The 19,250-nt window shown below is 76.1% G+C and carries 1 protein-coding gene; it reads right to left on the bottom strand.

All coding sequences use genetic code 11. The annotated features are described in order from the left end of the window. Window positions 1-5: 5 nt before the first annotated feature. Window positions 6-19,250: a type I polyketide synthase gene (locus tag QWU11_RS10565; RefSeq protein WP_290104946.1), complete on the bottom strand. Its 19,245-nt coding sequence runs from the start codon at window positions 19,248-19,250 to the stop codon at window positions 6-8.

Raw genomic sequence — 19,250 nt, 5'->3', positions numbered from 1 at the left:
TTCCGTCATGGCGTCTGGAGTTCGTCGTCGAGAAGTTCGAACAGTTCCTCGTCGCCGGCCGACTCCACGTCGGCGTCCGGCCCGCCCGGCTCGTGGTCCAGCGCCGCGAGGATCTCCCGCAGCCGCGCCACGACCTCGGGCCGCGTACGGTCATCCGGCGGTGTCTCCGCCACCGCCCGCGCCACCCGGTCGAGGTCGGCGAGGACCGGCGGCTCGGCGTCGCCACCGAGCCGCTCGGCAAGGTAGGCCGCGAGTGCGCCGGGGTTCGGGTAGTCGAAGATCATCGTGGCGGGCAGCCGGAGGCCGGTCTCGTCGGTCAGCCGGTTGCGGAGCTCGACCGCGGTGAGCGAGTCGAAGCCCTGTTCCAGGAAGCCGCGCCCGGACTCGACGGCGGAGGGCGCCGCGTGGCCGAGCACCGCCGAGGCATGGCTCCGGACCAGGTTGAGCACGGCGCGGTCCCGTTCGGCCCCGGACAGACCGGCCAGGTCGGTACGCGCGCGGCGCGCGGCCGGCCGGACAAGGTCGCGCAGCAGCGCCGGCACCGTGCCTCCGGCGCGCAGCGCGGCCAGGTCCAGGCGGACCGCCACCGGGACCGGGTCGGCGGAGGCGAGCGCGGCGTCCAGGAAGGCGAGGCCCTCCTCGGCGGACATCTCCACCGCCCCCGAGCGCGCCATTCGTTCGCCGTCCACGTCGCCGGTCATGCCGCTCCGGTCGCGCCACAGCCCCCAGGCGATCGACGTGCCGGGCAGACCGCGGGCGCGCCGGTACGCGGCGAGGCCGTCGAGGAAGGTGTTGGCCGCCGCGTAATTGCCCTGGCCCGCGGTGCCGAACAGCCCCGCCGCGGCCGAGAACAGCACGAACGCGGCCAGGTCGCGGTCGCGGGTCAGCTCGTGCAGATGCCACGCCGCGTCCGCCTTGGGCCGCAGAACGGCGGAGATCCGCTCGGGCGTCAGCGAGGTGAGCACGCCGTCGTCGAGCACCCCGGCCGCGTGCACGACGCCGGTCAGGTCGGGGATACCGGCCAGCAGGTCCGCGAGGGCGTCGCGGTCGGCGACGTCGCACGCCACGACCCGTACGCCCAGGCCGGCGAGGTCACCGGGCTCGCCGCCGCTCCGGCTCGCCAGGACGATCGACCGTACGCCGTGCCCGGTGGCGAGGTGCCGGGCGACCAGGCGGCCGAGCGTCCCGGTGCCGCCGGTGATGAGGACCGTCCCGTACGGGCCGAAGGGGGTCTCCTCCTTCGGCCCGGCGGCGCGGACCAGCCGTGGCACGCGGGCGACGCCGTCCCGTACGGCCACCTGTGGTTCCCCGGACCCGAGGACGGCGCGCAGGAGCGGTTCGGGGACCTCGGCGTCGGCGTCGGCCAGCACGAACCGGCCGGGATGCTCGGCCTGCGCCGAGCGGACCAGTCCCCAGACGGCCGCGCCGGCGAGGTCGGAGACGTCCGGCCCGGCGGCGTCGCGGGTGAGGATCACGAGCGGGGCCGGGTCGTCGGCCGCGATCCGGTCGCGCAGGGCCCCGGCGGCCGCCCGCACGGCCTCGTGCGGGTCGCCGCCGGACGGCACCCGGTAGGTCTCGTACGCGTCGGTGAAGGCCCGGCCCGGCGGCAGGGTCCGCCAGTCGACCCGCCAGAGCGCCTGGCCTCCCGCGGACACCGGCCGCAGGGCCAGCGACTCCACCGACAGCGCAGGCGCGCCGGACGGGTCGGTGGCCTCCAGGGACACCCCGCCGTCGACCGCGGACAGCCGGACGCGGAGCGACGCCGCCCCGGTGGCGTGCAGGCGGACCCCGCGCCAGGAGAACGGGAGCTGGGCCCGGCCGGCGTCCTCGACCAGCCCGCCCGCGGCGATGGCGTGGAGCACCGCGTCCAGCAGCGCCGGGTGCACGCCGAAACCGTCGGCCCGTACGCCGTCGGGAAGCGTCACCTCGGCGAGCACGTCGTCGCCGTCGCGCCGCACCGCGCGCAGGCCGCGGAACGCCGGCCCGTAGTCCAGCCCGGTGTCGGCGAGCGCGGGGTACAGGTCGCCGAGGTCGACCGGCGTCGCGTCGGCGGGCCACGGGACCGGCGCCGGGGCGACGCCGGAAGGCCCGAGGAGCCCGGTGGCGTGGCGGGTCCACGAGGCGTCGCCGTCCGTACGGGAGTGCACGTGGACGGTCCGGCGGCCGTCGTCGCCCGGGGCGCCCGCCGACACCTGGATCTCGGCCGAGCCGTCCTCCGGCAGGGTCAGTGGCGTCTCCAGCGTGAGCTCCTCGACGCCCGGGCAGCCGGCCTCCTCGCCCACCCGAAGGACCAGCTCGACGTACGCGGCGCCGGGCAGCACGACCGAGCCCAGTACGACGTGGTCGGCGAGCCACGGCTGCGCCCGTACGCACAGGCGGCCGGTCAGCAGCACCCCGCCGCCCTCCGCCTGCGTGATCACCGAGCCCATCGGGTGGCCGTCCGTGACGGGGACGGGCCGGTGCTCCAGCCAGAAGCGTCTCCGCTGGAACGGATAGGTGGGCAGGGGTACGTGACGGCCGCCGGCGAGGCCGGGCCGCCAGTCCACGGCCGCGCCGTGCGCATACGCCTCGCCGAGTGAGGTCAGCATCCGCTCCAGACCGCCCTCGCCGCGGCGCAGGGAGCCGAGCACGACGGCGTCCGTCCCGTCGGCGGTCTCCTGGACCGCGACGGTGAGCACGGGGTGCGGGCTGACCTCGACGAAGTACCGGTATCCGGCGTCGAGCAGGTCACGGGTGACGCGTTCGAACTCCACCGTCTCGCGCAGGTTGCGGTACCAGTACTCCGCGTCCAGCCCGGCCGGATCCTCGCCGACGGTCGAGTGGAACGCGATCTCCGGGGGCCGCGCGTCCAGCCCACTGAGGTCGGCGAGCAGCCGGTCGCGGATCTCCTCGACGTGCGCCGAGTGCGAGGCGTAGTCCACCGGGATCCGCTTCGCGCGCTCCTCACGCGCGAGAAGGGCCTCGATCGCGGACGGGTCGCCGGAGACGACGGTCGAGCGCGGCCCGTTCACCGCCGCCACGGACAGCCCGTCGCCGAGGTCGAGGTCGCCGGCGGGCAGCGGCACCGAGGCCATCCCGCCGCGGCCGGCGAGCGCGGCGAGCGCCCTGCTGCGCAGGGCGACCACCCGGGCGGCGTCGGCGAGCGGCAGCCCGCCGGCCACGCACGCGGCGGCGATCTCGCCCTGGCTGTGCCCGACGACGGCGTCCGGCACCACGCCGTACGCGCGCCAGGTCGCGGCCAGCGACACCATCACGGCGAACAGTGCCGGCTGCACCACGTCCACGCGCTCCAGCGCGTCCGGGTCGGCCAGCACGTCGAGCAGTTTCCAGTCGGCGTACGGGGCGAGGGCGGCGGCGCACTCGCGCATCCGCCCGGCGAACTCCGGGGACTCGCCGAGCAGGTCCAGCGCCATCCCGGCCCACTGCGAGCCCTGGCCGGGGAAGACGAACGCGACCTTGCCGCCGGGCCGCGCGGTGCCGGTGACGACGCCGGGCGCGGGCTCGCCGGCCGCGAGCGCGGCCAGCGCCCCACCGAACCCCTCCCGGGCCACGACGACCGCGCGCCGGTCGAACGCCGACCGCCCGGTGGCCAGCGAGAACGCCACGTCGGCGGGCGCGGCGTCCACCTCGGACAGCAGGCGCGCCTGGTCGCGCAGCGCCTCCGGCGTACGGGCGGACAGCACCCAGGGCACCGGCCGCTCCGTGGGCTCGGAGACCTGGCCGGGGTCGCCCTCCTGGAGGATGACGTGGGCGTTGGTGCCGCTCACTCCGAACGAGGAGACGCCCGCGCGGCGGGGCCGGCCGGCCCGCGGCCACGGGCGGTTCTCGGTGACGACCTCGACGCCGCCGGAGGCCCAGTCCACGTGCGAGGACGGCCGGTCGACGTGCAGGCTGCGCGGCACCGTGCCGTGCCGCATCGCCTCCACCATCTTGATGACCCCGGCGACGCCGGAGGCGGCCTGGGTGTGCCCGAGATTGGACTTGACCGAGCCGAGCAGGAGGGCGTGATCCCGGTCCTGTCCGTACGTGGCGATCAGCGCCTCGGCCTCGATCGGGTCGCCCAGGGCGGTACCGGTGCCGTGCGCCTCGACCGCGTCCACCTCCGACGGGCCGAGCCCGGCCGCCGCCAGCGCCTGCCGGATGACCCGCCGCTGCGCGGAGCCGCTCGGCGCGGTCAGGCCGTTGGAGGCGCCGTCCTGGTTGACCGCGGTGCCGGCGACGGTGGCCAGCACGGGGTGGCCGCCCCGGCGCGCGTCGGACAGCCGCTCCAGCAGGAGCAGGCCGACGCCCTCGGCCCAGCCGGTGCCGTCGGCGGCGTCCGCGAACGCCTTGCACCGGCCGTCCGGGGCGAGCCCGCGCTGCCGGCTGAAGCCGATGAACGCGTCCGGCGTGGCCATGACGGTCGCGCCGCCGGCCAGCGCCAGGTCGCACTCGCCCTGCCGGAGCGCCTGGGCGGCGAGGTGCAGGGCGACCAGCGAGGACGAGCAGGCGGTGTCGATCGTGACGGCCGGCCCCTCCAGGCCGAAGGTGTAGGCGAGGCGGCCGGACACGACGCTGCCGGCGTTCCCGGTCAGCAGGTGGCCTTCGAGCTCCTGCGGCGCCTGCCTCAGACCGGTGCCGGCGTAGCTCTGGTACCCGGCGCCGACGAACACGCCGGTCCGCCCGGCCCGCGCGGCGGATGGCGCGATGCCGGTGCGCTCGAACGCCTCCCAGGCCGTCTCCAGCAGCAGCCGCTGCTGCGGGTCCATGGCGAGGGCCTCACGCGGGGAGATCCCGAAGATGTCCGCGTCGAAGTCGGCCGCGTCGTACAGGAAGCCGCCGGTGCGTACGTACGAGTGGCCCGGCCGGTCCGGGTCGGGGTCGTAGAGACCGGCCACGTCCCAGCCGCGGTCGGCGGGGAACTCCCCGATCGCGTCACCGCCCGCCTCGACGAACCTCCAGAGATCCTCGGGCGTACGGACGCCGCCGGGGAAGCGGCAGCTCATCGCGACGATCGCGATCGGGTCTCCGGAGTGGTCGGCCGCGGTCACGGGGGCGGCGTCCGCGGACGCCGTGCCGAGCAGCTCCCCGGCGAGGTGGCGGGCGAGCGCGACGGCCGTAGGGTGCTCGAACGCCAGGGTGGCCGGCAGTCTCAGCCCGGTCTCGGCGGCCAGTCGCGTGCGCAGCTCCAGAGCGGTCAGGGAGTCGAAGCCGAGTTCGCTGATCGCGCGGTCGGCCGGAACGGTGTCGGGCGTACGGTGCCCGAGGACGCCCGCGATCGCGGCGCGGACCAGCTCCACGAGCGCGGGCTCGCGGTCGTTCCCGGGCAGCGCGGCCAGGCGTTCGCGCAGGTCCGTACGGGCGGGTTGCTCGGCGGGGGCGGCGATCTCGCCGATCAGCGGCCGGGGCCGCGCCGAGGCGAACAGCGCGGCGAACCTCGGCCAGTCCACCTCCGACACCACGAGCGTGGTCTCGTCGCGGTCGAGCGCGCCCTGCAGTTCGCCGAGCGCGCGTTCGGGGTCCATCGCCGGCAGGCCCTGTCGGCGCAGGCGGTCCTCCGCGTCGCCCTCGGCGACCATGCCGCCGCCCGCCCAGGGCCCCCAGGCGACCGACGTCGCGGGCAGGCCCTCGGCCCGCCGGCGCTCGGCGAGGGCGTCGAGGTAGGCGTTGGCCGCCGCGTACGCGCCCTGCCCGCCGCTGCCCCACACGCCGGAGACGGAGGAGAACAGCACGAACGCGTCCAGGGGCCGGTCCGCGAGCAGCGTGTGCAGGTTGGCGGCGCCGGTCACCTTCGCGCGGGTGACCTCGCCGAATTCCTCCGGTGTGGTGTCCGTGAGCGGCGTCAGCGCGTTGGTGCCCGCGGCGTGGAAGACCGCCGTTAGATCTTCCACGGGTTCCAGTACGGCGGCGAGCGCGGCGCGGTCGGCCACGTCGCAGGCCACGGCGGTCACCGGAATTCCCAGGTCACGGTGCCAGTCGGCGTCCCGCCCGCCACGGCTGAGCAGGACCAGGCGCTCGGCCCCGGACCGGGCCAGCCAGCCGGCCACGTGACGGCCGACGCCGCCGGAACCGCCGGTGACGAGCACGGTTCCGCGTGGCCGCCACTCACCGCCGGCCGTCGTACGGGCGCGGCGCAGCCGGCGTGCCAGGACGCCGGTGGCTCGCACCGCGACCTGGTCCTCGCCGCCGGTTCCGGTCAGCACGGCGGCGAGCCGGCCGACGACCTCGGCGTCCAGCATGTCGGGAAGGTCGGCCAGGCCGCCCCAGGAGCGGGGGTGTTCCAGCGCGAACACCCGGGCCAGGCCCCAGACCATCGCGGCGTCGGGGTCCGCGGGCGCGTCGGCGGCCCGCGCGGCGACCGCCCGGCGGGTGACGAACCACAGCGGGATCTCCCGGTCGCCGAACGCCCGCGCCAGGTCCAGCGCTTCGGTCGCGTCGCCGGTGAGGGCGACCACTCCGGCGGGTGGCGGGTCGAGCTCGAGGCGGGGGGTGACCCGCGCGCCGCGCTCGGCCAGCAGCGCGGCGGCCGGGTCGTCCTCGGCGGCCACGACGAGCCAGCCCGCCAGCGCGCCCTCGGCGCTCGGTCCGCTGCCTCCGTTCCCACCGGACCCCACCCTCACCTCGAGTCCAGCTGCGGGCCGCTCGGCCGGCTCCGTGGCGATGGGTACCGGCCGCCAGGCGATCCGGTAGCGCGGCCCGTCCCCGCCGGCCGCGACCGGCCAGTACGACTCGCCCTGGAACGCGTACGTGGGCAGATCGACGCGCCGCCGCCGCCCGGTCAGCGCGGTGAAGTCGACCCGCGTCCCGCGTACGTGCAGCGCACCGAGGGCGGTGAGCAGGGTCTCGGTCTCGGGCCGGTCGCGCCGCGAAGCGGGCACGGCCTGCGCGTCCAGAGACCCGCGTACGGCCGCGGTGAGTGAGGCGTCCGGGCCGATCTCCAGGAAGTCCGTGACGCCCTGCCCGGCGAGCCAGCGGGTCCCGTCGAGGAACCGTACGGTGTCGCGGGCGTGCCGGGCCCAGTGGTCCGGCTCGACGACGTCGAGGGGCTCGCCGGTGAGGTCGCTGATCACCGGGATGGCCGGGCGCCGCCACTCGATCCGCGCCGCGACCCGCGTGAATTCCTCCAGCATCCCGTCCATGTGCGGCGAGTGGAAGGCGTGGCCGACCCGCAGCCGCCGGGTGCGGCGTCCCTCCGCGGCCCAGCGACCGGCGACCTCCAGGACGGCGTCCTCGTCGCCGGAGACGACGGTCGCCGAGGGGCCGTTGACCGCCGCGAGGGCGACCGAGTCCGGCAGCCCGGCGGAGACGACCTCCTCCTCCGACGCCTCGATCGCGGCCATCGCGCCGCCGGACGGCAGCGCCTGCATCAGCCGCCCGCGCGCGGCGACCAGAGCGCACGCGTCCGGCAGAGACAGGGCGCCCGCGACGTGCGCGGCGGCGATCTCGCCGATGGAGTGGCCGAGCACGTAGTCCGGGCGCACGCCGCAGCTCTCGACGAGCCGGTACAGCGCGACCTCGAACGCGAACAGGGCCGGCTGGGTGAACGCGGTCCGGCCGAGCCGTTCGGCGTCGTCGCCGAACACGATGTCGCGCAGCGGCAGGTCGAAGTGGCCGCAGACCTCGTCGAACGCCTCGGCGAAGACCGCGAAGGTCGCGTGCAGCTCGCGTCCCATGCCGGGCCGCTGCGCGCCCTGCCCGGTGAACAGGAAGGCCGTCGCGCCGTCCGGCCGTACGCCGTGAGCCGGCGCCGTGCCCTCGGCGAGCGCGCCCAGTTCGCGCCGGAACCCCTCGGCGTCCGCCGCGACGACCACGGCGCGGTGGTCGTGGGCCGCGCGGTACGCCGCGAGGGAGTAGGCGACGTCGCCGAGGTCGTGGTCGGCGTAGGGCAGGAGCCGGGCGGCCTGCGCCCGCAGCGCGGCCTCGGACCGCGCCGAGACGACCCACGGCCAGTACGGCCGGCCGGTGTCGGGCTCGGGCTCCGGACCCGCCTCGGGAGCCTGTTCGAGGATGACGTGCGCGTTCGTACCGCTCACGCCGAACGACGAGACGCCCGCCCGCCGGGGCCGCCCGGTGTCCGGCCAGGCGCGCTCCTCGGCCAGCACGGCCACCGCGCCGGAGGACCAGTCGACGTACGGCGAGGGCTCGTCGACGTGCAGCGTCTTCGGCAGCAGGCCGTGCCGCATCGCGAGCACCATCTTGATCACACCGGCGGCGCCGGCGGCGGCCTGCGTGTGGCCGAGGTTCGACTTGACCGATCCCAGCCACAGCGGGGTCGCGCGGTCCGGCCCGTACGCCGCGATCAGTGCCTCGGCCTCGATCGGGTCGCCGAGCCGCGTCCCGGTCCCGTGCCCCTCGACCGCGTCCACCTCCGCCGGCGACAGGCCGGCGTCGGCGAGGGCGCGGCCGACGACGCGCTGCTGCGACGGGCCGTTCGGCGCGGTCAGGCCGTTGGAGGCGCCGTCCTGGTTGATCGCCGAGCCCCGGACCAGGCCGAGCACGGGATGACCGTGCCGCCGGGCGTCGGAGAGGCGTTCGAGGAGCAGGACGCCGCAGCCCTCGCCCCAGGCCGTGCCGTCCGCCGCGCCCGCGAACGCCTTGCAGCGGCCGTCCGCCGCCAGGCCCCGCTGCCGGCTGAACGCCACGAACGCGGCGGGCGTCGCCATCACCGAGACGCCGCCGGCCAGCGCCAGCGAGCACTCCCCCGATCGCAGCGACCGCGCCGCGAGGTGCAGCGCGACCAGCGCGGACGAGCACGCCGTGTCCACGGTGACCGCGGGGCCCTCGAAGCCGAACAGGTACGACACGCGGCCGGACAGCACGCTCGCGGAGTTGCCGGTGGCGAGGTAGTCGGAGGCGTCCTCGGCCATGCCGGCGACGAGGGTGGCGTAGTCCTGGCCGTTCGTGCCGGCGAACACCCCGACCGGCCCGTCGTGCGGAGTGGCCGGGTCGATGCCCGCGCGTTCCAGCGCCTCCCAGGACGACTCCAGCAGCAGGCGCTGCTGCGGGTCCATCGCGAGGGCCTCACGCGGGCTGACGCCGAAGAAGTCCGCGTCGAACCGGTCCGCGCCGTCCACGAAACCGCCCTCGCGGACGTAGGTGCGGCCGGGCCGGCCGGGCTCGGGATCGTAGATCGCCTCGACGTCCCAGCCCCGGTCGTACGGGAACTCCGTGATCGCGTCCGTGCCGGAGGCGACCAGGTCCCAGAGCTGCTCGGGCGTACGGACGCCGCCGGGGAAGCGGCAGGCCATCGAGACGATCGCGATCGGCTCGTCGGCGGGGGCGGTGGACGGCTCCGGGGCCACGGCGGAGGTCGTGCCGGTCAGCTCCGCTTCGAGGTACGCGGCGAGGGCGTGCGGGGTGGGGTGGTCGAAGACGGCGCCGGCGGGGAGCCGCAGGCCGGTGGCGGCGCTCAGCCGGTTGCGCAGCTCGACGGCCATCAGCGAGTCGAAGCCGAGGTCGCGGAAGGCCCGTTTGCCGGTGACCGTACGGCCGGGCGCGTGGCCGAGCACGGCGGCGGCGTGCGCCCCGACGAGCTCCGGCAGCCGCCGTACGTCGAGCGCCGGCGCCTCTTCCTCGGGCGCGGAAACGAGATCGCGCAGGACGGCGGGGACGGCGCCGGCGAAGGTGGCCGAGGTGTCGATGCGCGCGGCGACGAGGACGGGTTCGCGGCGGGCGACGGCGGCGTCGAGCAGCGCCAGGCCCTCGCGTTCGGCCAGCGCGACCAGGCCCCCGCGCCGTACGCGCCGGCGGTCGGCGTCGGTGAGGTGACCGGTCATCCCGCTGCCCTGCTCCCAGAACCCCCACACGACGGACGTCGCGGGAAGCCCGGCGGCGTGGCGGCGCTGGGCGAGCGCGTCGAGGTAGGCGTTGGCGGCGGCGTAGTTGGCCTGCCCGGCCCCGCCGAGCGTGCCGGCCGCCGAGGAGAACAGCACGAACGCGTCCAGGTCGCGGTCGCGGGTCAATTCGTCCAGGTGCAGCGCCGCGTCGGCCTTCGGCCGGAACACCCGGTCGAGGCGCCCGGCGTCCTGCGCGGCGAGCACGGCGTCGTCGAGGACCCCGGCGGCGTGCACGACGGCGGTCAGGTCCGGGATGCCGTCCAGGAGTCCGCGCAGCGCGTCGCGGTCGGCGACGTCGCAGGCGACGGCGGTCACGGCGGGGCCGAGGGCGGCGACCTCCTCGGCGTCGCCGCCGCTGCGGCTGGCCAGGACGACGTGCCCGACGCCGCGGGCCTCGACCAGGTGCCGGGCGACCGAGCGGCCCAGCGAGCCGGTGCCGCCGGTGATCAGTACGGTGCCGGTGCCGAAGCCGGTCGTCGTTCTCCCGGCGCGGGCGACCGGGGCGAGGCGGGGCACGGACACGGAGCCGCGGCGCAGGGCGAGCTGCGGTTCGCCGGTGGCGAGGGCGGCCGGCAGCGCGTCGCGCGATGCGTCGGTGCCGTCGGTGTCGGCGAGCACGACCGCGCCCGGGTTCTCCGCCTGGGCGGCACGGACGAGGCCCCAGACCGCCGCGAGGGCCGGGTCCGGCGCGGTGTCTCGGTCGTCGGTGGCGACCGCTCCGCGGGTGACGAACACGAGCCGGGCGCCGTCACGGTCGGCCGCGAACCAGTCCGTGAGCAGCGTCAACGCGCGTGTGGTGGCCGCGCGGAGGTCCGTGGTCGCAAAGTCCTCCAGCACGGTGCCGTACGGGGGCGCGGCCTCGGGGCGCAGCGGCAGGCGGGTCCAGTCCACGCGGAACAGCGCGTCGTGCCGTCCCGTCGCCGCGGCCCGGTCCTCGGCCAGCCAGTAGCGCTCGTGCTGGAACGCGTACGTCGGCAGGTCCACCCGCCGGGCGCCGGGGAACGCCGCCGGCCAGTCGACGGGGGCACCGGCCACGTGCGCCTCGGCCAGGGAGGTCAGGAACCTCCGCCGCCCGCCCTCGTCCCGGCGGAGCGACCCGATGACGGCCGCCTCGGCGCCGGCCTCGTCGATGACCTCGCGCAGCCCGCCCGCCAGCACGGGGTGGGGGCTCGCCTCGACGAACACGCGGCAGCCGTCGTCCAGCGCCCGCCGCGCCGCCGCCCCGAACCGGACCGTCTCACGCAGATTCCGGTACCAGTACGCGGCGGTCATCTCGGTCGTGTCGAGACGCTCCCCGGTGACCGTCGAGTAGACGGGGATCGCGGCGGCCCGGGGCTCGACCGGCGCGAGCAGGCCGAGGAGCTCCTCCCGGATCGCCGCGACGTGGGCGGAGTGCGAGGCGTAGTCGACCGGTACGCGGCGGGCGCGCTCCTCGGCCGCGAGCAGCTCCTCCAGGACGGCCGGCTCGCCGGAGACCACGGTCGAGCGGGGGCCGTTGACGGCGGCCACCGACAGCCGGTCCAGGAACGGGATCTCCTCGACCGGCAGCGGAACGGACACCATGCCGCCGCGCCCGGCCAGGTCCAGCAGCGCCCGGCTGCGCAGCGCGACCACGCGGGCGCCGTCCTCCAGGCTCAGCGCGCCGGCCACACAGGCGGCGGCGATCTCACCCTGGCTGTGCCCGACGACGGCGGCGGGCTCGACGCCGTAGGAGCGCCAGAGGGCGGCGAGCGAGACCATGACCGCCCACAACGCGGGCTGGACGACGTCGACGCGGTCGAGATCGCCGCGCAGGGCGTCCCGGAGCGACCAGTCCACGAAGGGGGACAGCGCGGCGGCGCACTCGTCCAGCCGCTCGCCGAAGACGGGCGCGGACTCCAGCAGGTCGACGGCCATCCCGGTCCACTGCGCGCCCTGGCCGGGGAAGACGAACGCGACCTTCGCGGCGTCGGCGGGCGCGGTGCCCGTGACGAGGTTCGACGCCGGGAGCCCGTCGGCGAGGTGGCCGAGGGTCTGCAGGAACTCGGCGCGGCCGGACCCGATGACCGCGGCCCGGTGTTCGAGCGCGGCACGGCCGGTGGCCAGGGAGAACCCCACGTCGCCGGGCTCGTCGTCGCGCTCGCTCAGGTGCTCGCGCAACCGGCGGGCCTGGTCGCGCAGTGCCGCCCCGGTGTGTCCGGACAGCAGCCAGGGACCGGTGGGCGGGGCCGTACGGTCCGGCTCGTCGGCGGCGGGAGGCTGCTCCAGGATGACGTGGGCGTTCGTGCCGCTCACGCCGAACGAGGACACGCCCGCGCGGCGCGGGCGTCCCGAGTCCGGCCACGCGTGCTCTTCGGCGAGCAGTTCGACGGCGCCGGAGGACCAGTCCACATACGGGGTCGGCTCGTCCACGTGCAGGGTCGGCGGCAGCACGCCGTGCCGCATCGCGAGCACCATCTTGATCACACCGGCGGCGCCGGCGGCGGCCTGCGTGTGGCCGAGGTTGGACTTGACCGAGCCCAGCAGCAGCGGGCGTTCCCGGTCCGGCCCGTACGCCTCCAGCAGCGCCTGCGCCTCGATCGGGTCACCGAGCGTCGTCCCGGTGCCGTGGCCCTCGACGGCGTCCACGTCGGCCGGGTCCAGGCCCGCGCCGGCGAGCGCCTGCCGGATGACGCGCAGCTGGGAGGGACCGTTCGGCGCGGTCAGGCCGTTGGAGGCGCCGTCCTGGTTCACCGCCGAGCCCCGGACCAGGCCGAGCACCGGATGGCCGAGCCGCCGGGCGTCCGAGAGCCGTTCGAGCAGCAGCAGGCCCGCGCCCTCGCCCCAGCCCGTACCGTCCGCGGCGCCGGCGAACGCCTTGCAGCGGCCGTCGGCTGCGAGCCCGCGCTGGCGGCTGAACGCCACGAACGCCGACGGCGTCGCCATCACGGCCACGCCTCCGGCGAGCGCGAGCGAGCACTCGCCCGACCGCAGCGACTGGGCGGCGAGGTGCAGCGCGACCAGGGCCGAGGAGCAGCCGGTGTCGATGGTGACGGCGGGCCCTTCGAGGCCGAACGCGTAGGAGACCCGGCCGGAGGCGACACTGCCGGTGTTGCCGGTGAGCAGGTGCGCTTCGAGGCCGCCGGGCGCGGTGGCGATCCGCGCGGCGTAGTCGTTCTGCGTGGCGCCCGCGAACACGCCGGTCGCGGTGCCGCGCAGGGCGGTCGGGTCGATGCCGGCACGTTCGAAGGTCTCCCAGCCGAGCTCCAGGAGGAGCCGTTGCTGCGGGTCCGTGGCGAGCGCCTCGCGGGGGCTCACGCCGAACAGGCCGGCGTCGAAGTCGGCCGCGTCGTAGAGGAAGCCGCCGTCGCGCGTGTAGCTCTTCCCGGGCCGGTCGGGGTCCGGGTCGTACAGGTCGGTCAGGTCCCAGCCGCGGTCGGTCGGGAAGCCGGAGATGGCGTCGCGGCCGTCGCGTACGAGCCGCCACAGGTCCTCGGGCGACCGTACGCCGCCGGGGAAGCGGCAGGCCATCGCCACGATCGCGATCGGCTCGCCGGACGGTGCCGCGGTGACGGCGGGCCGTGCCTGCGCGGGCCCGTACCGATCGCGGCTGCCGGTCAGCCGCTCGCCGAGGTAGGCGGCGAGGGCGCCCGGCGTGGGGTGGTCGAACACGACGGTGGCCGGCAGGCGCAGGCCGGTGGCGGAGGCGAGGCGGTTGCGCAGCTCCACCGAGGTGAGCGAGTCGAAGCCCAGCTCCTTGAACGCCCGGCCGGCCGGTACGGCCTCCGGCGTCGTGTGGCCGAGCACGGTGGCGACCTCGCCGCGGACCAGGTCGAGCAGGGCCTGTTCGTGGTCCGCGGCCGACAGTGCGGACCGGCTCGCGGGTTCGGCGGTACGGCGGGCGGGCGCGCGGACCAGCCCGCGCAGGATCGCCGGCGTCTCGGCCCGCCGCGTGCCGAGGCGCATGGGCACAAGGACGGCGTCCGGCAGTGCGGTGGCGGTGTCGAACAGCGCGAGGGCCTCGTCGGTGGCCAGCCCGCGTACGCCGGAGCGGGACATCCGGCCCTGGTCGGTGCCGTCGAGGTGCGCGGTGAGGCCGCTGCGCTCCTCCCACAGGCCCCAGGCCAGCGACGTCGCGGGCAGCCCGGTGGCCCGGCGGTGCTGGGCCAGCGCGTCCAGGAAGGTGTTCGCGGCGGCGTAGTTGGCCTGCCCGGCCCCGCCGAGCGTGCCGGCCGCCGAGGAGAACAGCACGAACGCGTCCAGGTCGCGGCCCGAGGTCAGCTCGTGCAGGTTGACCGCGCCGTCGACCTTGGCGCGGAACACGCGGGTGACCTGGCCGGCGGTGAGCGCCGAGACGACGCCGTCGTCGAGCACTCCGGCGGCGTGCACGACGGCGGTCAGGTCCGGGATGCCGTCCAGGAGCGCGCGCAGCGCGTCGCGGTCGGCGGCGTCGCAGGCGACGACGCGGACGTCGGCGTCCAGGTCCGGGCCCTCGCCGCCGGTACGGCTCGCGAGCACCAGTGACCGTACGCCGTGCTCGGCGACCAGGTGCTCGGCGACGCGGCGGCCGAGCGTGCCGGTTCCGCCGGTGATGAGCACGGTGCCGCCGGGGTTCCAGCCGGCCGGGAAGGTGAGGACGAGCTTGCCGGTGTGCCGGGCCTGGCTCAGCCACCGGAACGCCTCCGGCGCGCGGGTGACGTCCCAGCTCCGTACGGGAAGCGGCCGGAGCTCCTCCGCCGCGAACAGCGCGGTCACCTCGGCGAGCAGCGCGCCGATGCGCTCGGGCCCGGCGTCGCTCAGGTCGAACGCCTGGTACGCGACGCCGGGATACGCCTCGGTGTCATGGCGGATGTCGGTCTTGCCCATTTCGACGAACCGGCCGCCGTCGCCGAGCAGCCGCAGGGAGGCGTCGGTCAGCTCCCCGGCGAGGGAGTTCAGGACGACGTCGACGCGGCCGAACTTCTCCTCGAAGGCGGCGTCCCGCGAGGACGCGATGTGGTCCGCCGCGACGCCCAGCCCGGCCAGGACCGGTTGTTTGGCGGGACTCGCCGTGGCGTACACCTCGGCGCCGAGATGCCGTGCGAGCTGCACCGCCGCCATGCCGACGCCGCCGGTGCCCGCGTGGATCAGCACCGACTCGCCGGGCCGCAGGCCGGCCAGGTCGCGCAGGCCGTACGCGGCGGTGAGGAAGGCGATCGGGACGGATGCGGCGCGCTCGCATGACCAGCCGTCCGGGATCGCGGCCACCATGCGGTGGTCGGCCACGGCCAGCGGCCCGAACGCGCCGGCGAACAGCCCGAACACCCGGTCGCCGGGCGCGACTCCGGTCACGCCGGGGCCGGTCTCGGTGACGACGCCCGCGCCCTCGCTGCCCATCATGCGGTCGTCCTCGACCATGCCGAGGGCGAGGACGACGTCGCGGAAGTTCAGCCCGGCGGCCCGTACCGCGATCCGCACCTGGCCGTGTTCGAGGGGGGCGAGCGACTCCGGGGCCTCGACGAGGCCGAGGTTCTCCAGGGTGCCCTTGGCGGTCACGTCGAGGCGGGTGCCGGGCCGGGGCGCGGCCAGGCCGGTGGCGGCGCGCGCGAGCCTCGGGACCAGGATCTCGCCGTCGCGCAGGGCGAGCTGGGGTTCTCCGGTGGCCAGGGCGGCCGGAAGCAGGTCCCGGGAGTCGGCGTCGACGAGGACGAAGCGGCCGGGGTTCTCGGTCTGCGCGGAGCGGACCAGGCCCCAGAGCGGGGAGGCGGCGAGGCCGGTGACGTCCTCGTTCCCGGTGGCGAGTGCGTGCTCGGTGAGGATGACCAGCCGCGAGGTCGCGTACGCCTCGTCGGCGAGCCAGGTCTGCATTGTGTCGAGGAGCTCTTGTACGGCCGTGGCGGCGGCCGCGGCCAGGTCGCCGCCCGGCGCGGGGCACGGCAGCACGACGAAGGGGGGTACGGCGTCGCCCGGCAGCGCGCCGAGGTCCGCGTAGGTCGTGATCTCCACCGGGTCGCCCGCGGGGACGGGGGTCCACTCGACGCGGAAGAGCGAGTCGGCGGGCGTCCGGGTGAGCTGTCCCCGGGACACCGGCCGCAGGGTCAGCGCGTCGATCGAGGCGACCGGGACCCCCGCGCCGTCGGCCACCAGGACGGACACGGTGTCGTCGCCGACGCGGGTCAGCCGTACGCGAGCGGCCGACGCGCCCGAGGCGTGGAGCTGGACGCCGCTCCACGCGAACGGCAGCAGCCCGGAGCCGATGTCGAGGGCCCCCAGCCCGAGCGCGTGCAGCGCGGCGTCCAGGAGGACCGGGTGCACGGCGAACGGGTCGGTGCCCGCCTCCTCCGGAAGCGCGACCTCCGCGAACACCGCGCCGTCGTGCGCCCACGCCGCCCTCAGCCCCTGGAACGCCGGCCCGTAGTGGAACCCGCTCTCGTCCAGCCGCTGATAGAAGCCGGTGACGTCGAGTTCCTCCGCTCCGGCGGGCGGCCACTCGACCGTCTGCGGCGGCGGGGCGCCGCGCGTAAGAGTCGCCGTGGCGTGCCGCGTCCACGGCCCGTCGGTCTGCGAGTGGAGGGTCAGCGCGCGTGTCCCGGACTCATCGGGCGCGCCGACCGCGACCTGCAGGCGTACGGCGGTGCGCTCGGGCAGCACGAGCGGCGTGTGGAGGGTCAGCTCGTCGAGGCGGTCGCAGCCGGCCTGGTCGCCGGCGTGCAGGGCCAGTTCGGCGATCGCGGTGCCCGGGAGGAGCACGATGTCGTGGACGGCATGGTCGGTGAGCCAGGGCCGGTCGTCGGCCGAGAGCGTCCCGGTGAGGAGCAGGCCGCCCTCGTCCGCGATCTCGACGGCGGCGGCGAGCAGCGGATGCCCGGTCGCCCGCAGCCCGGCCGATCCGAGGTCGGCCGAGGAGCCGCGCTCCAGCCAGTACCGCCGATGCTGGAAGGGGTAGGTCGGCAGCGGCACCCGTCGCCCGCCCGGGAAGGCGGGCGACCAGTCGACGTCGACGCCGTGGGTGAACGCCTCGCCAAGGGACCGCAGCATCTGCGTGACGTCGTCCTCACCGCGCCGCAGCGACCCCAGCACGGCCCCGCCCGCGTCTTCCACGACCTCCCGGAGGCCCACACCCAGCACCGGATGCGGACTGACCTCCACGAACACGTCACAGCCTCGGTCGACCAGCCGCCGTACGGCGCCCTCGAACCGGACCGTCTCCCGAAGGTTCCGGTACCAGTACTCCGCGTCCAAGGTCACCGGCTCGTCCGTCACCGACGACTCGAACCACACCTCACCCCGCGTACCGGCGACTCCGTCCAAGTCCGCCAGCAACCGCTCCCGCAACACCTCGACCGCCGGAGAGTGCGAGGCGTAGTCCACGTCGATCAGCCGGGCACCCTCGACCCGCTCCAGCGCGGCCACCTCACCCGCGAGCACGGTCGAGCGCGGTCCGTTGATGGCCGCGATCGACAGTCCGTCTTCCACGGGGATCTCGGCGGCGGGTCGCGGTACCGACGCCATCCCGCCCGAACCCGACAGGTCACGGAGAGCCCGGCTGCGCAGCGCGACCACCCGCGCGCCGTCCTCCAACGACAGCGCGCCCGCCGCACACGCCGCCGCGATCTCACCCTGCGAATGCCCGACGACGGCGGCGGGCTCGACACCGAAGGACCGCCACACCTCCGCCAGCGACACCATCACGGCCCACAACACCGGCTGAACCACATCGACCCGACCCAGCAACTCTTCATCCGCCACCGCTTCGCGAAGGTCCCAGTCCACCCACCGGCTCAGCGCCTCACCACACTCGGCGAACCGCCGCGCGAACGCCGGCGACCACTCCAGCAGCCCCGCGCCCATCCGCACCCACTGCGAACCCTGGCCCGAGAACACGAACGCCACGTCACCGGCCGCCTCCACCGGCCCGGCCGGAACCGGATCCTCAACCCCGACGACCACCGCACGATGCTCGAAAACCGCACGAGACGCCAGCGAGAAACCGATATCGACCGGCCGCTCCTCCACCGCCGGCAACCGCCGGGCCTGCTCGCGCACCGCCTCCGGCGTACGAGCGGACAGGACCCACGGGACGATCGGCGCGCCGGGTTCCGCCGGGGCCTGAGTCTCCTCGGGGACCTGTTCGAGGATGACGTGCGTGTTGGTGCCGCTCGCGCCGAAGGACGAGACGGCCGCGCGGCGCGGCCGGTCGGCGGACGGCCAGGGCAGCTCCCGCGTCGCCAGCTCCACCGCGCCCGCCGACCAGTCCACGTGCGGCGACGGCTCCGAGACGTGCAACGTGGGCGGCACCGTACCGTGCCGCATCGCCGCCACCATCTTGATCACACCCGCCACACCGGCGGCCGCCTGCGTGTGCCCGATGTTCGACTTCACCGACCCGAGCAGGGCCGGGCGATCGCGCCCCTGCCCGTACGTCGCCAGCAGCGCCTGCGCCTCGATCGGGTCGCCGAGGCCGGTGCCGGTGCCGTGCGCCTCGATGACGTCGACGTCCTGGGCGGTCAGCCCGGCGGCGTCGAGCGCCTGGCGGATGACGCGCTGCTGCGAGGGGCCGTTCGGGGCGGTCAGGCCGTTGGAGGCGCCGTCGGAGTTGACCGCCGAGCCGCGCAGCACGGCCAGCACCTCGTGGCCGTTCGCCCGCGCGTCCGAGAGGCGTTCGACGAGCAGCAGGCCGATGCCCTCGGCGGCGCCGAACCCGTCGGCGCGCGCGTCGAACGCCTTGCAGCGGCCGTCGGGAGCGAGGCCGCGCTGGCGGCTGAACTCCACGAGCAGCCGTGGCGTGGACATCACGGTGACGCCGCCGGCGAGTGCGAGCGAGCATTCGCCCCGCCGCAGTGCCTGCGCGGCGAGGTGCAGCGCCACGAGCGCGGAGGAGCAGGCGGTGTCGACGGTGACGGCCGGGCCCTCCAGCCCGAAGGTGTAGGCGACCCGGCCGGAGGCGATGCTGCCGGCGCTGCCGTTGCCGAGGTAGCCCTCCAGGCCCTCGGGGATGTCGCCGATGCCGTCCGCGTAGTCGTGGTACATCACGCCGGTGAACACGCCGGTCCGGCTGCCGCGCAGGGCCTCGATGTCCAGCCCGGCGCGTTCTAAGGCCTCCCAGCCGACCTCCAGCAGGAGCCGCTGCTGCGGGTCCATCGCGAGCGCCTCGCGCGGGGAGATGCCGAAGAACTCCGCGTCGAACCCGGCGGCGTCCTCGATGAACCCACCGGCCCGTACGTAGGTCTTGCCGGCCTGGTCGGGGTCCGGGTCGTAGATCTCCGGGACGCGCCAGCCGCGGTCCTCCGGCAGCGGGGTGATCGCGTCGCGGCCGTCGCGCACGAGCCGCCACAGGTCCTCCGGCGATCGGACGCCTCCGGGGAACCGGCAGCTCATCGAGATGATCGCGATCGGTTCCGCCGCGGCCGACTCGCTGTCGGCCAGGCGGCGCCGGGCGTCGCGCAGTTCCGCGGTCACCCATTTCAGGTGTTCGCGGAGCTTGTTCTCGTTGGCCAC

Source organism: Actinomadura sp. DC4 (assembly GCF_030406325.1).
In the GTDB taxonomy this organism is placed as follows: domain Bacteria; phylum Actinomycetota; class Actinomycetes; order Streptosporangiales; family Streptosporangiaceae; genus Actinoallomurus.
This window is presented reverse-complemented; position numbering and strand designations above follow the sequence as displayed.